General features: G+C 66.0%; 14 protein-coding genes. 11 read left to right on the top strand and 3 right to left on the bottom strand.

Going from position 1 to position 17406, the window contains the following annotated elements:
* Positions 1-8: 8 nt before the first annotated feature.
* Entirely contained in the window at positions 9-551 is a 543-nt protein-coding gene (locus GVL12_RS09870) for an SET domain-containing protein (protein WP_159913353.1), read from the bottom strand.
* A gap of 118 nt (positions 552-669) precedes the next feature.
* Here GVL12_RS09870 and GVL12_RS09865 point away from each other — a divergent pair, with 118 nt between their 5' ends.
* The 10 genes from GVL12_RS09865 (at position 670) to GVL12_RS09825 (ending at position 14972) form a co-directional block, all read left to right on the top strand.
* Complete coding sequence (locus GVL12_RS09865) at positions 670-3591, top strand: DNA topoisomerase III (protein WP_159913351.1); 2922 nt, start codon at positions 670-672, stop codon at positions 3589-3591.
* A 96-nt stretch (positions 3592-3687) separates the two neighbouring features.
* Positions 3688-4425, top strand: coding sequence for a tyrosine-protein phosphatase (locus GVL12_RS09860; RefSeq protein ID WP_200843640.1), 738 nt, complete (start codon positions 3688-3690; stop codon positions 4423-4425).
* A 415-nt stretch (positions 4426-4840) separates the two neighbouring features.
* Positions 4841-6277 (top strand): RNA-guided endonuclease IscB, encoded by a 1437-nt coding sequence (iscB, locus tag GVL12_RS09855; protein WP_159913347.1) that lies wholly within the window; start codon positions 4841-4843, stop codon positions 6275-6277.
* Positions 6277-6528 carry a PP0621 family protein gene (locus GVL12_RS09850; protein ID WP_159913345.1) on the top strand — a complete coding sequence of 84 codons (252 nt, stop codon included), beginning with the start codon at positions 6277-6279 and terminating at the stop codon, positions 6526-6528. Before iscB ends, GVL12_RS09850 begins: the two co-directional genes overlap by 1 nt.
* A 20-nt stretch (positions 6529-6548) precedes the next feature.
* Positions 6549-8309: an ATP-binding protein gene (locus GVL12_RS09845; protein WP_159913343.1), complete on the top strand. Its 1761-nt coding sequence runs from the start codon at positions 6549-6551 to the stop codon at positions 8307-8309.
* Between the two features lie 12 nt (positions 8310-8321).
* Positions 8322-9782 (top strand): sigma-54 dependent transcriptional regulator, encoded by a 1461-nt coding sequence (locus GVL12_RS09840; protein WP_159913341.1) that lies wholly within the window; start codon positions 8322-8324, stop codon positions 9780-9782.
* Positions 9733-10365: a 1,6-anhydro-N-acetylmuramyl-L-alanine amidase AmpD gene (ampD, locus tag GVL12_RS09835; RefSeq protein WP_159913339.1), complete on the top strand. Its 633-nt coding sequence runs from the start codon at positions 9733-9735 to the stop codon at positions 10363-10365. Before GVL12_RS09840 ends, ampD begins: the two co-directional genes overlap by 50 nt.
* 28 nt (positions 10366-10393) lie before the next feature.
* Positions 10394-10528: a hypothetical protein gene (locus GVL12_RS26875; protein ID WP_306770589.1), complete on the top strand. Its 135-nt coding sequence runs from the start codon at positions 10394-10396 to the stop codon at positions 10526-10528.
* A 238-nt stretch (positions 10529-10766) separates the two neighbouring features.
* On the top strand, positions 10767-13655 hold the full coding sequence (locus tag GVL12_RS09830; RefSeq protein WP_159913337.1) for a ribonucleoside-diphosphate reductase subunit alpha: 2889 nt from the start codon (positions 10767-10769) through the stop codon (positions 13653-13655).
* Positions 13656-13880: 225 nt separating this feature from the next.
* Positions 13881-14972, top strand: a complete 1092-nt coding sequence (locus GVL12_RS09825) for a ribonucleotide-diphosphate reductase subunit beta (RefSeq protein ID WP_159913335.1) — start codon at positions 13881-13883, stop codon at positions 14970-14972.
* Between the two features lie 86 nt (positions 14973-15058).
* Here GVL12_RS09825 and GVL12_RS26280 read toward each other — a convergent pair whose 3' ends face one another.
* Positions 15059-15460: a hypothetical protein gene (locus tag GVL12_RS26280; protein WP_200843637.1), complete on the bottom strand. Its 402-nt coding sequence runs from the start codon at positions 15458-15460 to the stop codon at positions 15059-15061.
* Here GVL12_RS26280 and GVL12_RS09820 point away from each other — a divergent pair.
* Positions 15432-16211: a hypothetical protein gene (locus tag GVL12_RS09820; protein WP_200843636.1), complete on the top strand. Its 780-nt coding sequence runs from the start codon at positions 15432-15434 to the stop codon at positions 16209-16211. The genes GVL12_RS26280 and GVL12_RS09820 overlap by 29 nt on opposite strands.
* A gap of 165 nt (positions 16212-16376) precedes the next feature.
* Here GVL12_RS09820 and GVL12_RS09815 read toward each other — a convergent pair whose 3' ends face one another.
* Positions 16377-17375 carry a metal-dependent hydrolase gene (locus GVL12_RS09815; RefSeq protein ID WP_159913331.1) on the bottom strand — a complete coding sequence of 333 codons (999 nt, stop codon included), beginning with the start codon at positions 17373-17375 and terminating at the stop codon, positions 16377-16379.
* Between the last annotated feature and the right edge of the window lie 31 nt (positions 17376-17406).

The raw sequence follows: 17406 nt of genomic DNA, 5'->3' as shown, positions 1-17406 counted from the left end.
GGGCAGGGTCATGCGTTGGGGCCCTTGCGGGGCGTGGGCTGCGCGGTCTCGGGCATGGGCGGGCGCCAGCCGCGCTTGGGCGCGAGCAGCGTGCCGCGGCAGTTGGCCGCGCCGCAGTAGCAGGGGTACTCGGCCTTGAGCCTGGCCGTATAGCGCTCCTCGAGCATCAGGCCGTAGTCGTAGTTGAGTTCCTCGCCCGCGGCGATGTTGCGCAGCGCGGTGATGAAGATACGGCCTTCGCGCTCATCGGTATAGCAGTTGGGGTTGCAGCTGTGGTTGATCCAGCGCGAGGAATTGCCGCCGAAGTTGGCGTCGATCACGCGGTCTTCGTCGACGTGGAAATAGAACGTGTGGTTGGGCTGCAGCGGGTCGTGCGGGTGACGGTCCTGGGCCTGCTGCCAGGAGATGATTTCACCCGTGTATTCAATGAGGACTTCGCCCTCGGCAATATCCTGCACGGCAAAGACACCCTTGCCGTGGACGCCGGAGCGCCGGGCCTGTATGCGGCGCTGTGCCGGCGTGGACGGAGCGGGGGGCTGGGTGCGGGACATTGGAATCTCTGATACTTTGAATATGCACACATGCGCGTGCGCGTGCACGCGTAGGAATGGATTGTAGAAGCGCTCGCCGACCCTGGAGGGCGGTCGCTTGAAATGACGAGAACACACAATGACAAAAACACTGGTGATTGCCGAGAAGCCTTCCGTGGCGCAGGACATTGTTCGCGCACTGACCCCGGTCGCGGGCAAGTTTGAAAAGCACGATGACCATTTCGAGAGCGACACCTATGTGGTGACCAGCGCCGTGGGTCACCTGGTCGAAATCCAGGCCCCCGAGGAGTTCGACGTCAAGCGCGGAAAGTGGAGCTTCGCCAACCTGCCGGTGATTCCGCCATTTTTCGACCTCAAGCCCGTCGACAAGACCAAGAGCCGCCTCAACGCCGTGGTGCGCCTGGCCAAGCGCAAGGACGTGACCAAACTGATCAACGCCTGTGACGCGGGCCGCGAAGGCGAGCTGATCTTTCGCCTGATCGAGCAGTACGCGGGCGGCGCCAAGCCTTTGGCGAAGCCGGTGCAGCGCCTGTGGCTGCAGTCGATGACGCCCCAGGCGATACGCGCCGGCTTCGAGAGCCTGCGCAGCAACGAGCAGATGCAGGGCCTGGCCGACGCCGCGCGCAGCCGCTCCGAAGCCGACTGGCTGGTGGGCATCAACGGCACGCGCGCCATGACGGCGTTCAATTCGCGCGACGGCGGCTTCTTCCTGACCACCGTGGGCCGGGTGCAGACGCCCACGCTGTCGGTGGTGGTCGAGCGCGAGGAAAAGATCCGCAAGTTCGTCAGCCGCGATTACTGGGAAATCCACGGCACGTTCGGCGCCCAGGCCGGCGCGTACCTGGGCAAGTGGTTCAACCCGCAGTGGAAGAAAAACGAAGACGCTGAAATGCGCGCCGACCGCGTCTGGAGCCTGGCCGAAGCCCAGGCCATCGCGCAGGCCGCACGCGGCAAGCCCGCGGTGGTGACCGAGGAAAGCAAGCCCACGACCCAGGCTTCGCCGCTGCTGTTCGACCTGACCAGCCTGCAGCGCGAAGCCAACGGCAAGTTCGGCTTCTCGGCCAAGACCACGCTGTCGATCGCGCAAAGCCTCTACGAGCGCCACAAGGCACTGACCTACCCGCGTACCGATTCGCGCGCGCTGCCCGAAGACTATCTGCCCGTGGCCCAGCAGACCTTCGAGATGCTCGCCAAGAGCGGCATGCGCCACCTCGAGCCGTTTGCCCAGCAGGCGATCACGAACAATTACGTGCGCCCGACCAAGCGCATTTTCGACAACAGCAAGGTCTCGGATCACTTCGCCATCATTCCGACCACCCAGGCGCCCAGCGGCCTGAGCGAGGCCGAGCAAAAGCTCTATGACCTCGTGGTGCGCCGCTTCATGGCGGTGTTCTTCCCCAGCGCCGAGCACCAGGTCACGACGCGCATCAGCCGCGTCGAAAACAACCACTTCAAGACCGAAGGCAAGGTGCTGGTCAAGCCGGGCTGGCTGGCGATCTACGGCAAGGAAGCCGCGCACGAAGTCGAGGATGCGAAGGAAGGCGACAAGGGCCAGAACCTGGTGCCGGTGCAGCCCGGCGAGCAGCCGCTGGCGCAGGCTGTCGACCCCAAGGGCCTGAAGACCAAGCCGCCGGCGCGCTATTCGGAAGCGACGCTGCTGGGCGCGATGGAAAGCGCGGGCAAGCAGGTCGAGGACGAGGAACTGCGCTCGGCGATGCAGGAAAAAGGCCTGGGCACGCCTGCCACGCGCGCGGCCATCATCGAAGGCCTGCTGACCGAAAAGTACATGCTGCGCGAAGGCCGCGAGCTCATTCCCACGGCCAAGGCCTTCCAGCTGATGACGCTGCTGCGCGGCCTGGGCGTCGAGGAGCTGTCGCGCGCCGATCTGACCGGCGAGTGGGAGTACAAGCTCTCGCAGATGGAAAAGGGCCAGCTCTCGCGCGCAGCCTTCATGCAGGAAATCGCGGTCATGACCGAGCGCCTGGTCAAGAAGGCCAAGGAATACGACCGCGACACCATTCCCGGCGACTACGCGACGCTGGCCACGCCCTGTCCCAACTGTTCGGGCGTGGTCAAGGAAAACTACCGCCGCTACGCCTGCACGGGCGCCGACGGCAAGCAGGCCGGCTGCGGCTTCTCGTTCACCAAGTCGCCGGCCGGGCGCACGTTCGAATCGCACGAGGCCGAAAGCCTGCTGCGCGACCGGCGCATAGGCCCGCTCGACGGCTTTCGCTCCAAGGCCGGCTGGCCGTTCGTTGCCGAAGTCGCCATCGTGCGCGACGAGGACAACAACAACTACAAGCTCGAGTTCGATTTCGGTGACGATGCGAACTCCGAAGACTCGGGCGAGATCGTCGATTTCGCGAGCCAGCAGCCGCTGGGCCCATGCCCCAAGTGCGGCGCGCCGGTGTTCGAGCATGGCAGCAACTATGTCTGCTCGAAGGCCGTGCCCACGCTGGCCCAGGCCGCGCCCAGCTGCGACTTCAAGAGCGGCCAGATCATCCTGCAGCAGCCGATCGAGCGCGAGCAGATGGTCAAGCTGCTGTCCACGGGCAAGACCGATCTGCTCGAGAAATTCGTCTCCAACCGCACGCGCCGCGCGTTCAAGGCCTTTCTGGTCTGGGATGCGACCGAGGGCAAGGTGAATTTCGAGTTCGAGAAGCGCGATTCGAAATACCCGGCGCGCAAGACCGCGGGTGCGCCAGCGAAGAAGGCGCCAGCGGCCAAGAAGGTCGCGGCCGTGAAGAAGGCGCCCGCCGCGAAGAAGGTTGCAGCGGCCAAGACCGCCGCGGTCAAGGCACCGCGCAAGGTGGCGTCCAACCTCACTCCCAGCGCCGAGCTCGCGGCGGTGATTGGCGCCGACATGGTCGCGCGCACCGAAGTCATCAAGAAGGTCTGGGATTACGTCAAGGCCAACAACCTGCAGGACGCGACCAACAAGCGCGCGATCAACGCCGATGCCAGGCTTTTGCCGGTGTTCGGCAAGGACCAGATCACGATGTTCGAGCTTGCCGGCATTGTGGGCAAGCATCTCGCCTGACGGCGCGGGAGTCATCTAAGGTACACACGGTGGCGCGCGCAATGCGCTACGCTGTGGCCTATGGCCCTTACGAATGCTTCCCCGCTTCCGCCCGGCATGCCGGCCCGTGTGCTGCGCCTCGAAGGCAGCAGCAACTTCCGTGACCTCGGCGGCTACACCACGGCCGACGGCCGCAGCCTGCAATGGCGGCGGCTTTTCCGCTCCGACCATCTGGCCGGGCTGTCGGCCGCCGATCTGCAGGCGCTGGCCGGGCTGGGCATAGGCCATAGCGTGGACTTTCGCGGGGTCAACGAGTGCACGGCGCAAAGCTATGCCTGGCCGCAGTTTCAGCGCCACGCCTTCATGGTCGAACCCACCGTGGTGCAGCGCACCCAGGAGCTGCTTGCGGCCGGCCACCGGATGACGGCCGCCGATACCGTGGGGCTGATGAAGGACACCTACCGCAGCTTCGTGCAGCTCAATGCCGACCGCTTCGCGCGCCTGTTCCAACTGCTGCTGCAAAGCGATGCGCCGCTGGTGTTCCACTGCACGGCGGGCAAGGACCGCACGGGCTGGGCCGCGGCGCTGATCCTGCATGCACTGGGCGTTTCGCGCGAGCAGGTGATGGAAGACTATCTGCTGACCAATGCGCACTACCAGCGCCCGCCCGCCACGGTCGCCGGGCGCCTGCCCGAGGAAGTGCTGGAAGTGCTGTGGCGCGTGCAGGAACCGTTTCTCGACGCTGCGATGGACCTGGTCGACCGCGACCATGGCGGCATGGACCGGTATCTGGCCGAAGTGCTGGGCATGGACCGCGCGGCGCGCGCGCAGCTTGCCGAGCGCTACCTTGCATGAGGGGCGCACATCCCGTTACCTGCGTCTGTCGCTTCAGGCCCTAGCATCAAGGCTTGTTACACGGGAGTATTCGTCAATTACCCCGCCCTAAAGGACGGGGCTTGGAACTGAAAGGAATCAAGCCAGATTGACCAGGGAAAGCGGTACCCAACCCGCTGCGTCGATAACAGGTCGTTCAGACGCACCAGCGAATGCTTCCTCAGTTCGCTGCTCTGCAAGGTCCGGATCATGCAGGACAAAGGTAAAGGTCCGAAGGTCTGGATCGCAGCCCGCAAGGGCTGGAGCCGGTTGTCGACATTCCCGAGGGGAGCGGGTTCGTGAGAAATCACGCGCCCCGTCACCAGGCCCGTAAGGGCTGACTGCTGGAAAGACAGCCTGGCTGCACAGATTGCAGGGGTTTTGATCAGGAGTCGATGTGGCGGTTTTTGTGTTGGACATCCATGGCAAGGCTTTGATGCCGTGCACCGAAAAGCGCGCCCGGCTGTTGCTGGACCGCGGCCGGGCGCGCGTGCATCGCCTCCTGCCTATGGTCGTCCGACTGGTCGACCGTCAGGCCGGCGACTGCGAATTCCAGCCTCTGCGTCTGAAAATCGACCCGGGGAGCAAGACTACGGGGCTCGCGCTGGTCCGCGAGGTGGCGGCAGTGGACGCTTTGACTGGCGAAGTCCAGCTGGGCGTAGCCGCGCTGAACCTGTTGGAGTTGGTCCACCGCGGCCGGCAGATTTCCGAGGCCATGACGGCGCGCCGTCAGATGCGCCGTCGGCGTCGCAGCAATCTGCGCTATCGCGCTCCAAGATTTCTGAACCGGGGCGGCGACAAGACTGGCAGGCTCGCCCCATCGCTGCAGCACCGCGTGGACACGACCATGGCCTGGGTTCGGCGCATCCAGCGCTGGGCACCCGTGCGTGCCATCAGCTCGGAGCTTGTGCGCTTCGACATGCAAGCGCTGCAAAATCCTGAGATTGAAGGCATCGAATACCAGCAAGGCACGCTGTTCGGCTACGAACTGCGCGAGTACCTGCTGGAAAAATGGGGCCGCCAGTGCGCCTACTGCGGCGCCAGGAATCTGCCCCTGCAGATCGAACACATCCGGGCCAGGGCCCATGGCGGCAGCAACCGTGCCTCCAACTTGACCCTGGCCTGCGCCTGCTGCAATCAGAAAAAAGCGGCGCGCAGCGTGGAGGATTTTCTGGCCCAGGACCACAAGCGACTAAACGCCATTCTTGCGCAGGCCCAAAAGCCGCTGCGCGATGCGGCAGCCGTCAACGCCACGCGCCGGGCACTGGCAAACGCCTTGCAGGCTACGGGCCTGCCCGTGGAGCTGGCCTCGGGCGGGCGGACCAAATTCAACCGCAGTGCGCTGGGTGTGCCCAAAACCCATGCGCTGGACGCGGCCTGCGTGGGCCAGGTCCACTCCATTGAAAACTGGGATCGCCCGACCCTGGCCTTGAAGGCGATGGGCCGCGGCAGCTACCAACGCACGCGCCTGGATAAATTCGGTTTCCCCAGGGGTTACCTCATGCGCAGCAAGCGCGTCCACGACTTTGCCACGGGCGACATGGTGCGCGCGGATGTACCCAAAGGTCTCAAGGCCGGCGTGCACTGGGGCCGCGTGGCGGTTCGTGCGTCAGGCAATTTCAACATCCAATCGCACCAAGCTGGCGTTTCAGCGGTGGTGCAGGGAATCCACTACAGACACTGCCGTATCGTTCAAAGGAACGACGGGTATGGCTATTTTCTTAACCCGGCCAATCACACAAAACGTGATCAGGTAAGGCCAAAAGCATCGGATGCTTCGCATCCGGCGCTCTACCTCCCCGGCATGAATGCCGAGGTTTCACGCGCACTCTGATGAAGTATCTGTTGGTCCTGCTGGTGATCGTGATCGCCGTGGGCGTCTGGCGCAAGCGCCGCCGCGTCGAGCACCTCAAGGCGCAGCGTCCTGCCCCACGCCGCGAAAACCGGCTGCAACCGCCCCAGGACATGGTGGCCTGTGCCCACTGCGGGCTGCACCTGCCGCGCAGCGATGCCCTCGTACTGGGCGCATCGCCCCGGCCCGAGTACTACTGCAGCGCCGAGCACCGCGCGCAAGGCCCGGCCTGAACCGGCGCTGCGCCCTGGCCATGGCCCCGCCCCGCCCCTTCCTGGCCGAGCCACAGGTGCTGCGCCTGTGGAATGGCTTTCTCAATGGCCGCGTGCTCGTCGCCGTGGTGCTGCTCGCGCTGCAGGGGCTGAGCCTCACGGTGCAAAACCATATAGCACCGCTGCTCTGGGCGGTGTGCGCGGTCTATCTGGCGTTGACGGTGTTCACGCGCATTGCCGGGCGCCGCACGCCGCCGCCGCCCCAGGTCGGCTGGCACTGGCTGCCGCTGATCGGCGTCGACATCGCCGTGGTCTGCGTGCTGCAGCTGCAGCAGACCAGTCCGATGAACTACGCGCCGCTGCTGGCGCTGCCGATTCTCATGGCCTCGGCGCTGGGCACGCTGCTGCTGGCCTTCGCGACCACCGCCAGCGTCACCTTGCTGCTGCTGGGCTGGACCGGCTGGAACGGCCGCCATGGCCTGACGGACCTCACGCAGCAGTATTTCCAGACGGCACTGACCTGTGCCGGCTACTTCCTGATGGCCTACCTCACGCACCAGTTGGCGCAGCGCCTGCAGCGTGAGCAGCAGCTTGCGCTGCAAAGCCGCCAGGCGGCCCATCTGCAGGAGCAGGTCAACCACCTCATCATCCACCACCTCGACGATGGCGTGCTGGCCATCGACCGCCAGGGCCTGGTGCATACCGCCAACCCCGCAGCGCTGCTGCTGCTCGACTGCGCCGCCGGCCTGCAGCCGCCGTTTGCGCTCACGGCCAGTGCCGGCAATGCGCCGCTGGCCACGCTGGTCGAGCAGACTTTCGCCAGCGGCGCCGCGCTGACCGCGGACATGGACCTGGTGCACGCCGACCACAACCCCCTGGGCCTGCATGTGCGCACCTGGCTCACGAGCCCGCTGGACGCTGCGCCGCTGGCCGGCGAAACCCTGCCGGCGCAGTGGTGCGTGGTGTTCCTGCATGACCTGCGCGAGATGCAGGCACGGCTGCGCACCGAGAAACTCGCTGCCATGGGCCGCATGTCGGCCGCGGTCGCGCATGAAATCCGCAACCCACTGGCCGCCATCAGCCAGGCCAATGCGCTGCTCGCCGAAGACCTGAGCGACCCGGGCCAGCAGCGCCTGAGCCAGATGGTCGCCCACAATGCCCAGCGCCTGGCGCGCATCGCCGAGGAAGTGCTCGACATCGCGCGCGTGCAGCAGCAGATCCATGCGGCCGAGGCCAGCGCCCTGCCGCTGGACGACCAGGTCGAAGCCATCTGGCAGGAATGGAGTGCGCAGGGGCCCGCCATCGGGGCCCCCGCCGGCGAGGCCGCCGCGCGCCAGGGGCTGGTAGCGCTGCAGGCGGACCAGGCGCTCGTGGCCTTCGATGCCGAGCACCTGCGGCGTGTGCTCGTCAACCTGCTGGACAACGCCCAGCGTTTTCGCAGCGCCGCCGCCGACGGCCTGCAACTGCACACCGGCCATGCGGGCATGGCCCCTTTGCCTGGCATCGCCCCGCCCGTGGGCACCCAGGTCTGGCTGCAGGTCTGGAGCGACGGCGCTCCGCTCGATGCCTCGGTGCAGCGCCACCTGTTCGAGCCTTTCTTCTCGTCACAGAGCCGGTCCACCGGCCTGGGCCTCTATATATGCCGGGAGTTGTGCGAGCGCTACGGCGCGCGCCTGGGCTACCAGCGGCTGGCGCGCACCACCACGCGCGGCAGCGTCGAAGGCAATGCCTTCACGCTGGTGTTCTATCCCACCGCCGTCCTGGGTACGCCTTCGTACCGCCTTGACACCATCGTCGTCTGACACCTGAGCCCCATGCCTGACATTGCTGCTTCCATCCTGGTCATCGATGACGAGCCCGACCTGCGCACGCTCTATGAGCTGACTTTGCTGCGCGAAGGCTACCGCGTGGAAACCGCCGAGAGCGTGCAGGACGCGCGCGCGCAACTGCAGGCCCGGCGTTTCGACGCCGTGCTCACCGACATGCGCCTGCCCGACGGCCTGGGGCTGGACCTGCTGCACGAGCTGCGCGCCCAGCAGCGCCCCGAGCGCTGCGTGGTCATCACCGCCCACAGCTCGGCCGAGAACGCGGTCGAAGCGCTGCGCGCCGGCGCCTTCGACTACCTGAGCAAGCCCGTGGACCTCAAGCAGTTCCGCGCCGTCGTGGCCTCGGCCGTGCACCGGCCCGCAGCCACCGGCGCCGGCGCGCCGGCGCGCGGCGCGCGCGGCGGGCGCGAATCCGACGCCCGCCTGGCCGACCCGGCAAGCGCGCTCGCGCAGCTGGTCGGCGAGTCGCCCGCGATGCGCGCGGTCAAGCAGAACATCCTCAAGGTCGCCAAAGGCATGGCGCCGGTGCTGGTCCAGGGCGAGTCGGGCACGGGCAAGGAGCTGGTCGCGCGCGCGCTGCACGCCTGCAGCCACCGCGCCGATGGCCCGTTGATCGCGGTCAACTGCGGCGCGATTCCCGACAACCTGCTCGAGGCCGAGTTCTTCGGCGCGCGCAAGGGCTCATATACCGGCGCCACCCACGACCGCAACGGCTACTTCCAGGCCGCGCGCGGCGGCACGCTGTTCCTCGACGAAATCGGCGACCTGCCGCTGGCCATGCAGGCCAAGCTGCTGCGCGCCATCCAGGAGCGGCGCGTGCGCCCGCTGGGCTCGACCCAGGAAGAGCCGGTCGACGTGCGCATCGTCAGCGCCACCCACCGCGACCTCGCGCAGGAAGTGCCCGCGGGGCGCTTTCGCCAGGATCTGTACTACCGGCTCAACGTCATCGAGATCCGGCTGCCGCCGCTGCGCGAGCGCCGCGAAGACCTGCCCGCACTGTGCGAAGTGCTGCTCGCGCGCATCGCGGCCGAGACCGGCTGCGCCGTGCCGCAACTGCCTGCGCAGGTGCTCGAGCAGCTCGCACGGCTGCCGCTGACAGGCAACGTGCGCGAACTCGAAAACCAGCTGCACCGCGCGCTCACGCTCAGCGAAGGCCAGCAGCTGTCGCTCGATACCGCCGCGCCCGACCCGCTGGCGCCCGCGCCCGCAGCAGCGGCCAGCGCCGGCGCCCCTCCCCTGCCCCAGGACCTGCAGGCCTGGCTCGACCAGCAGGAGCGCGACATCCTGGTGCGCGCCCTGCATGAAATGGGCTTCAACCGCACCGCGACCGCGGCCAGGCTGGGCATCAGCCTGCGCCAGATCCGCTACCGCATCGCGCGCCTGAACATTACCGCTCCCCATGACAGTGACGCCACCGACAGCCCCGACGCCCTCCCCCCAGCCGATTGAGGCCGGCGATCGCTGGCAAGGCGGCTGGTACCAGCGCGCGCACCGCCTGCCCTCGCCCAACTTCGGGCCGCGGCCCGCAGGCGCGCGCATTGACCTGGTGGTGCTGCATTCGATCAGCCTGCCACCGGGCGAATACGGCACGGGCGCCGTGCAGCAGCTGTTCACCAACCAGCTCGACTGGGACGCCCACCCCTATTACCAGACCATACGCGGCATCGAGGTCTCGGCGCATTTCTTCATCACGCGCGCGGGCGTTATCTGGCAGTTCGTCGATTGCGGCCAGCGCGCCTGGCACGCGGGCGCGTCGCGCTGGCGCGGGCGCGGCAACTGCAATGACGATTCGATAGGCATAGAGCTCGAAGGCCTCGAAGGGCTAACGTTCGAGGCCGCGCAATACGCCGCGCTGGCCCGGCTGTGCGCCGACCTCGTCGCCCGCTACCCTATCCGCCATGTCGCCGGCCACGAACATATTGCGCCGGGCCGCAAGCTCGATCCCGGGCCGGGCTTCGACTGGCCGCAACTGCGCGGCGCGCTCGCGGGCAACGCGCTCGACTGGCCGCCGGGCAGCGACCAGCCCGGTTGAATCGGCCCCGTCAATCCAGGAATTCGCGATGGGCGGTGATTTCCGCCACGTTGACATTTTTTTTCAAAAAATGATCGTTCGCGCCGGATCCCCTTGCATCGCCTATGCAATGGCGCCGCAGCCCGCATGCGCATTGGTTTTGGCATTTTCCGGACACTATTGACATGGATTCAGGTCCTGGCTTTTCTGCCTTTTTGCCTGGGGATACTGCGTCGATTGGCGCCACGGATGTAGTGCTCCGCGCTACACTAAGACACTACCGGTAGTGGTCAACACCACACACAGGCCCCATATTTAGTGTTAAAAACTTGTGCACAGCATGTGCATCAGCTGTTAACAATTGCGCAGCGACGAGCTTCATGGCGGTCGCTGCGCGTGACTTAAACGCCCAAGAGGAATCCATGCAAGAAGCGTTGAACCCCGTATCCACTGCGTCCGCCGATGCAGCGACCCACTCGGCCACCGAGCAGTACCACGTGATGCGCCGCAGCGGCGATGTCGTGGACTTCACGCCGCAGAAAATCGCCATCGCCGTGACCAAGGCCTTCCTGGCCGTGCGCGGCGCCCAGGGCGCGGCCTCGTCCAGCGTGCGCGAAATGGTGGACGAGCTCACGCAAGGCGTGGTGCGTGCGCTGGTGCGCTCGCGTCCGGGTGGCGGCACGTTCCACATCGAAGATATTCAAGACCAGGTCGAACTCGGCCTGATGCGCGGCGGCCACCATGAAGTCGCCCGCGCCTATGTGCTGTACCGCGAGCGCCGCAACCAGGAACGCGCCGAGCAGAAGAAGGCCGGCCAGGCCACGGCGGCTCCCGCGCCCGTGCTGCACGTGACCGACAACGGCCAGCGCGTGCCGCTCAACCGCGAACGCCTGCTGGCGCTGATCGAAGCCGCCTGCAAGGGCCTGAACGCCGACATCCGCCCCGACCCCATCGTGCAGGAAACGCTGCGCAACCTGTACGACGGCGTGCCGATCGACGAAGTGTTCAAGGCCGCCATCCTGGCCGCGCGCACGCTGATCGAAAAGGACCCCGACTACACCTACGCCACCGCGCGCCTGCTGCTGCACACCATCGTGCGCGAAGTCATGGGCCGCGATGTCGCGCCCGCCGACATGGCCGCGGCCTATGCCGACTACTTCCCCGGCTTCGTGCAAAACGGCGTCGACAACGAACTGCTCAACCCCGAGCTGCTCAACTACGACCTGCCGCGCCTGGCCCAGGCCCTCAAGGCCGAACGCGACCAGCAGTTCGACTATCTGGGCCTGCAGACGCTGTATGACCGCTACTTCCTGCACGTCAAGAAGACGCGCATCGAGCTGCCCCAGTCGTTCTTCATGCGCGTGGCCATGGGCCTGGCGCTGGGCGAAGCCGACCGCAACGCACGCGCCATCGAGTTCTATGAGCTGCTGAGCTCGTTCGACTTCATGAGCAGCACGCCTACGCTGTTCAACAGCGGCACGCTGCGTTCGCAGCTGTCGAGCTGCTACCTGACCACGGTGCCCGACGACCTCGACGGCATCTACGAATCGATCAAGGAAAACGCGCTGCTGTCGAAGTTTGCCGGCGGCCTGGGCAACGACTGGACGCGCGTGCGCGCCCTCGGCTCGCGCATCAAGGGCACGAACGGCGAATCGCAAGGCGTGGTGCCTTTCCTCAAGGTGGTCAACGACACGGCCGTGGCCGTGAACCAGGGCGGCAAGCGCAAGGGCGCGGTCTGCACCTACCTCGAAACCTGGCACCTCGACATCGAGGAGTTCCTGGAACTGCGCAAGAACACCGGCGACGACCGCCGCCGCACGCACGACATGAACACCGCCAACTGGATCCCCGATCTGTTCATGCGCCGCGTGATCGAAAAGGGTTCGTGGACGCTGTTCTCGCCCGCCGACGTGCCCGACCTGCATGACCTGTTCGGCGCCGACTTCGAGAAGGCCTACACCGCCTACGAAACCAAGGCGGCGAGCGGCGAGCTCAAGCTGCACAAGACCCTGCCGGCCACCGACCTGTGGCGCAAGATGCTGTCGATGCTGTTCGAGACCGGCCACCCCTGGATCACGTTCAAGGATCCCTGCAACATCCGTTCGCCGCAGCAGCATGTGGGCGTGGTGCACTCGTCCAACCTGTGCACCGAAATCACGCTCAACACCAGCGACACCGAAACCGCGGTCTGCAACCTCGGCTCGGTCAACCTGGTGCGCCACATCAAGAACGGCCAGCTCGACCACGAGAAGCTGCGCCGGACCATCACCACGGCGATGCGCATGCTCGACAACGTGATCGACATCAACTACTACGCGGTGCAGAAGGCCAAGGATTCGAACCTGCGCCACCGCCCCGTGGGCCTGGGCCTGATGGGCTTCCAGGACGCGCTGTATGAAATGCGCATGCCCTACGCCTCGCTGCCGGCCGTGGAGTTCGCCGACCAGTCGATGGAAGCCATCTGCTACTACGCCTACTGGGCGTCGACCGAGCTGGCCAAGGAACGCGGCGCGTACTCGACCTTCAAGGGCTCGCTGTGGGACCAGGGCATCCTGCCGCTGGACACGCTGAACCTGCTCGAAAAGGCCCGTGGCGGCTACGTCGAAGTCGACCGCTCCATGCGCCTGGACTGGGACGGCCTGCGCGGCAAGATCGCGGCCGACGGCATGCGCAACTCCAACTGCGTGGCCATCGCTCCCACGGCGACCATCTCCAACATCGTTGGCGTGGACGCATCGATCGAGCCTTCGTTCGGCAACCTGTCGGTCAAGTCCAATCTGTCGGGTGAATTCACCATCATCAACGGCTACCTGGTGCGCGACTTGAAGCGCCTGGGCCTGTGGGATGACGTGATGGTCATGGACCTCAAGCATTTCGACGGCTCGCTGCGCCCCATAGACCGCGTGCCCCAGGAAATCAAGGACCAGTACGCGACCGCGTTCGAAGTCTCGCCCGAATGGCTGGTCGAAGCCGCGTCGCGCCGCCAGAAGTGGATAGACCAGGCGCAGAGCCTGAACATCTACATGGCCGGCGCCTCGGGCAAGAAGCTCGACGACACCTACAAGCTGGCCTGGCTGCGCGGTCTGAAGACCACCTACTACCTGCGCACCACCAGCGCCACGCAGGTCGAGAAGTCCACGGTGCAAAGCCGCACGCTCAACGCCGTGTCCTCGTCCGCTGCGCCGGCTGCACCCGTGCCCGCAGCACCCAGCGCGCTTGAAAAAGCCGCTGCCGCCGCCCTGGCCAGCACGCCCGCGACGGACATCAAGTTCTGCGCGATCGACGACCCGGGCTGCGAGGCCTGCCAGTAAGAGCTCACCACTCTGGGCCTTTGTGCCTCCCACCGGCTTCAGCCGGTGGGGTGGCAAAAAGCGCGGCTCCCGGTCGCGCACGCTTTCTGCAAAAATAAGAACGAACGCCGGCCCTCGGGATCCGCTGGCTCGCTCCACGGACCACCGCGCGCAATGCCGGCCACGCCTGGCCGGCAGCGCCTAGCCGGCCGCGCCGCCCATTGCGGCCCATTTCAGGAATACACCATGCTGACCTTCGACGACGACATCTCCCCCAACGCCCCGGCCGGCGACGAACAGGCCGTTGCGCCCACCACCTTCAAGCGCGTGAATGCCGCCGACAAGCGCATCATCAACGCCAAGACCGACGTCAACCAATTGGTGCCGTTCAAGTACAAGTGGGCCTGGGAAAAGTACCTGGCCACCTGTGCCAACCACTGGATGCCCCAGGAAGTGAACATGACGCGCGACATCGCGTTGTGGAAGGACCCCAACGGCCTGACCGAAGACGAGCGCCGCATCGTCAAGCGCAACCTGGGCTTCTTCGTCACGGCCGATTCGCTGGCCGCGAACAACATCGTGCTGGGCACCTACCGCCACATCACGGCGCCCGAATGCCGCCAGTTCCTGCTGCGCCAGGCGTTCGAGGAGGCCATCCACACCCACGCCTACCAGTACATCGTCGAGTCGCTGGGCCTGGAAGAAGGCGAGATCTTCAACGCCTACAACGAGATCAAGTCGATCCGTGACAAGGACGAGTTCCTGATCCCGTACATCGAGGCGATCATGGACCCGAACTTCCACACCGGAACGCCCGAGACCGACCAGACGCTGCTCAAGTCGCTGATCGTCTTCGCCTGCCTGATGGAGGGCCTGTTCTTCTACGTCGGCTTCACGCAGATCCTGGCGCTGGGCCGCCAGAACAAGATGACCGGTGCCGCCGAGCAGTACCAGTACATCCTGCGCGACGAGTCCATGCACTGCAACTTCGGCATCGACCTGATCAACCAGCTCAAGCTCGAAAATCCCCACCTCTGGACCAGCGAGTTCAAGGAAGAAATCAAGGCGCTGTTCACCAAGGCCGTCGAACTCGAATACGCCTATGCAGAAGACACCATGCCGCGCGGCGTGCTGGGCATGAACGCGTCGATGTTCAAGGGCTACCTGCGCTACATCGCCAATCGCCGGGCGACGCAAATTGGCCTGGAAGAGCTGTTCCCCGGTGAAGAAAATCCCTTCCCCTGGATGAGCGAGATGATCGATTTGAAGAAGGAACGTAACTTCTTTGAGACACGTGTGATCGAGTATCAGACCGGCGGCGCACTTTCCTGGGATTAATCGCTCTCCAGCAGGCACAATGGCACACATCTACCGTCCCGAGCAAATCACTTTGAATCAAGGTGCTGCGCGGGGCGATTCCGTGTTCATTGCGATGCGTCACTCCACATCGCTATGAATCGCTTCCTGCCCACGCGCAGTCGAAGTGTTTTGTGCAAATCGACCAAGGAGAAGATGATGGCAACTGCGAAAAAAACGGCCGACAAAAAGGCCTCGACTGCCACCCCGGCAGAGTCCGTGAAAAAAGCGGCAGCACCCGCCACGAAAGTGGCGGCAAAGGCCACGACCGTGACCAAGGCTGCGGCACCCAAGAAGGCTGCTGCGCCCAAGGCCGCAGCCAAGCCCGCACCTGCAAGCACCAAGCCAGCGGCGACGGCAAAGAAAGCTGCCGCACCCAAGCCCGCAGCAGCAACCAAGACCGCTGCCGCCAAGCCGGCTGCAACCTCTACCAAAGCCGCGGTGACCAAGCCGTCCACGGCTTCGGCCAAGGCTGCGGCTCCTGCGAAGAAGGCTGCTGCACCCAAGGCTGCCGCACCTGCCAAGAAGGCCGCTGCGCCCAAGGCTGCGGCTCCCGTGAAGGCTGCCGCGCCCGCCAAGAAGGCTGCTGCGCCCGCCAAGGCCGCTGCGCCCGCGAAGAAGGCAGCTGCTCCTGCCAAGGCCGCTGCCCCCGCGAAGAAGGCTGCCGCACCTGCCAAGGCCGCCGCCCCCGCGAAGAAGGCTGCTGCGCCTGCCAAGGCCGCCGCACCCGCGAAGAAGGCCGCTGCGCCTGCCAAGGCCGCCGCGCCCGCGAAGAAGGCAGCTGCGCCTGCCAAGGCCGCCGCTCCCGCGAAGAAGGCAGCTGCGCCTGCCAAGGCCGCCGCGCCCGCGAAGAAGGCCGCTGCGCCCGCCAAGGCCGCCGCTCCCGCCAAGGCTGCTGCTCCTGTGAAGGCCGCCGCACCCGCGAAGAAGGCCGCTGCCCCTGCGAAGGCTGCCGCTCCTGCCAAGAAGGCCGCTGCTCCTGCAAAGGCTGCCGCTCCTGCCAAGGCTGCTGCGCCCGCAAAGAAGGCCGCTGCACCTGCCAAGGCCGCCGCTCCCGCCAAGGCCGCCGCTCCCGCCAAGGCTGCTGCTCCTGCGAAAAAGGCTGCTGCAAAGAAGCCGGTAAAGGCCGCCGCAGCCCCTGCTGCCGTCGCCGCACCGGTGGCACAGACCGCGCTGAACCCGCAAGCCGCATGGCCCTTCCCCACGGGCACCAAACCCTGAGGCATGGCGCTCCTCGCCAAAGCCCGAAGCCGCAAGGCCTCGGGCTTTTTTTACGTCTGAATTTCTGGCGGCGATAAGCCTCGGGCGTTGCAATCGACAGCCCTCGCAACGCTTGCCAAGCCGCAACGGCGCCAGGCGTCATCCACCACCGTGAACTGCGTGGCTTCAGCCCGGCTTGCGCCAGATGCGCTGCCATAGTTCGCCCAGGGCCTCGCGCACCGGCAACTCCAAGGCCTGCTGCTCGACGTTGACCCGGCCTGCGGCCAGATCCGCGGCGCTGCCCAGCAGAAAGCGAAAGCTGTAGCGACCTTCGCTGCCCATGCGCAGATCGCTGAGGAACAGTTCGTCGCCTTCGGGCTCGAGCTTCACATAGCCCCGGGCAAAGTTCGCGAGCTGCTGCACCGCGGGCGCCTGCGGCGCGTACTGCGCCTGCAGCGCCGTGCCACGGTCATGGCGTGTCCAGACCATCTCGCGGTCCTTGTCGAACACCGAGTAGTAGCCTTCCCAGTAATGCGTGTCGCCCAGCGCCACGGCGCGCCACAGCAGCGTGTTGAACGGCGTGGCGGTCACCAGCAACTGCGGGGCTGCGATGCGCTGCGCCGCAAGCGAGGCCTGCGCGATGCCGGTCACATACTGCTGCGCGAGCACGCTCCAGGCCAGGTACAGGCTGCTGAGCAGCAGGCCGACCTGGTTGGCGCGCAGGCCCGTGAACGACTTGCGGCACAGCGCCAGGACGATGCCGACGAGCAGCGGCAGCGTATAGAGGGGGTCGATGACAAAAATACTTCCCAGCCCATAGGCCTGGGTCGAGAACGGCCGCAGCAACTGCGTGCCGTAGATGGTGAACCAGTCGAGTATCGGGTGCGTGACCAGCACCAGCGCCATCGCCAGCCACCAGCGGCGCCAGTGCGCGCTTTCACCGTGCAGCCGCGCGATGCTCCAGCCCAGCAGAATCGACAGGCCGAACAGATACAGCAGCGAGTGGCTGTTGCCGCGGTGGTTGACCATGTTGGCCAGCGCGTTGCCGTGGTCGATGAACACATCGAGGTCGGGCAGCGTTCCCGCGACAGCCCCCCACAATGCGGCCTTCCATACGGCCGTGCGCCGCCCGAGGGTGGCAATGGCCAGCGCCGAACCCAGCGCGATCTGTGAAACGGAATCCATGCTCGTCCAGGCTCAGAAAGAAAAGTCCGCC

Origin of the sequence: Pantoea sp. 18069 (assembly GCF_902706035.1) — a bacterium.
Classification (GTDB): domain Bacteria; phylum Pseudomonadota; class Gammaproteobacteria; order Burkholderiales; family Burkholderiaceae_C; genus Comamonas.
The sequence above is the reverse complement of the archived record's forward strand: the minus strand, read 5'-3'. Positions and strand labels throughout refer to the sequence as shown.

Coding starts and splice junctions, on each gene's coding strand:
- GVL12_RS09870 (WP_159913353.1), bottom strand. CDS start 551: ATGTCCCGCACCCAGCCCCCCGCTCCGTCCACGCCGGCACAGCGCCGC.
- GVL12_RS09865 (WP_159913351.1), top strand. CDS start 670: ATGACAAAAACACTGGTGATTGCCGAGAAGCCTTCCGTGGCGCAGGAC.
- GVL12_RS09860 (WP_200843640.1), top strand. CDS start 3,688: ATGCCGGCCCGTGTGCTGCGCCTCGAAGGCAGCAGCAACTTCCGTGAC.
- GVL12_RS09850 (WP_159913345.1), top strand. CDS start 6,277: ATGAAGTATCTGTTGGTCCTGCTGGTGATCGTGATCGCCGTGGGCGTC.
- GVL12_RS09845 (WP_159913343.1), top strand. CDS start 6,549: ATGGCCCCGCCCCGCCCCTTCCTGGCCGAGCCACAGGTGCTGCGCCTG.
- GVL12_RS09840 (WP_159913341.1), top strand. CDS start 8,322: ATGCCTGACATTGCTGCTTCCATCCTGGTCATCGATGACGAGCCCGAC.
- ampD (WP_159913339.1), top strand. CDS start 9,733: ATGACAGTGACGCCACCGACAGCCCCGACGCCCTCCCCCCAGCCGATT.
- GVL12_RS26875 (WP_306770589.1), top strand. CDS start 10,394: ATGGGCGGTGATTTCCGCCACGTTGACATTTTTTTTCAAAAAATGATC.
- GVL12_RS09830 (WP_159913337.1), top strand. CDS start 10,767: ATGCAAGAAGCGTTGAACCCCGTATCCACTGCGTCCGCCGATGCAGCG.
- GVL12_RS09825 (WP_159913335.1), top strand. CDS start 13,881: ATGCTGACCTTCGACGACGACATCTCCCCCAACGCCCCGGCCGGCGAC.
- GVL12_RS09815 (WP_159913331.1), bottom strand. CDS start 17,375: ATGGATTCCGTTTCACAGATCGCGCTGGGTTCGGCGCTGGCCATTGCC.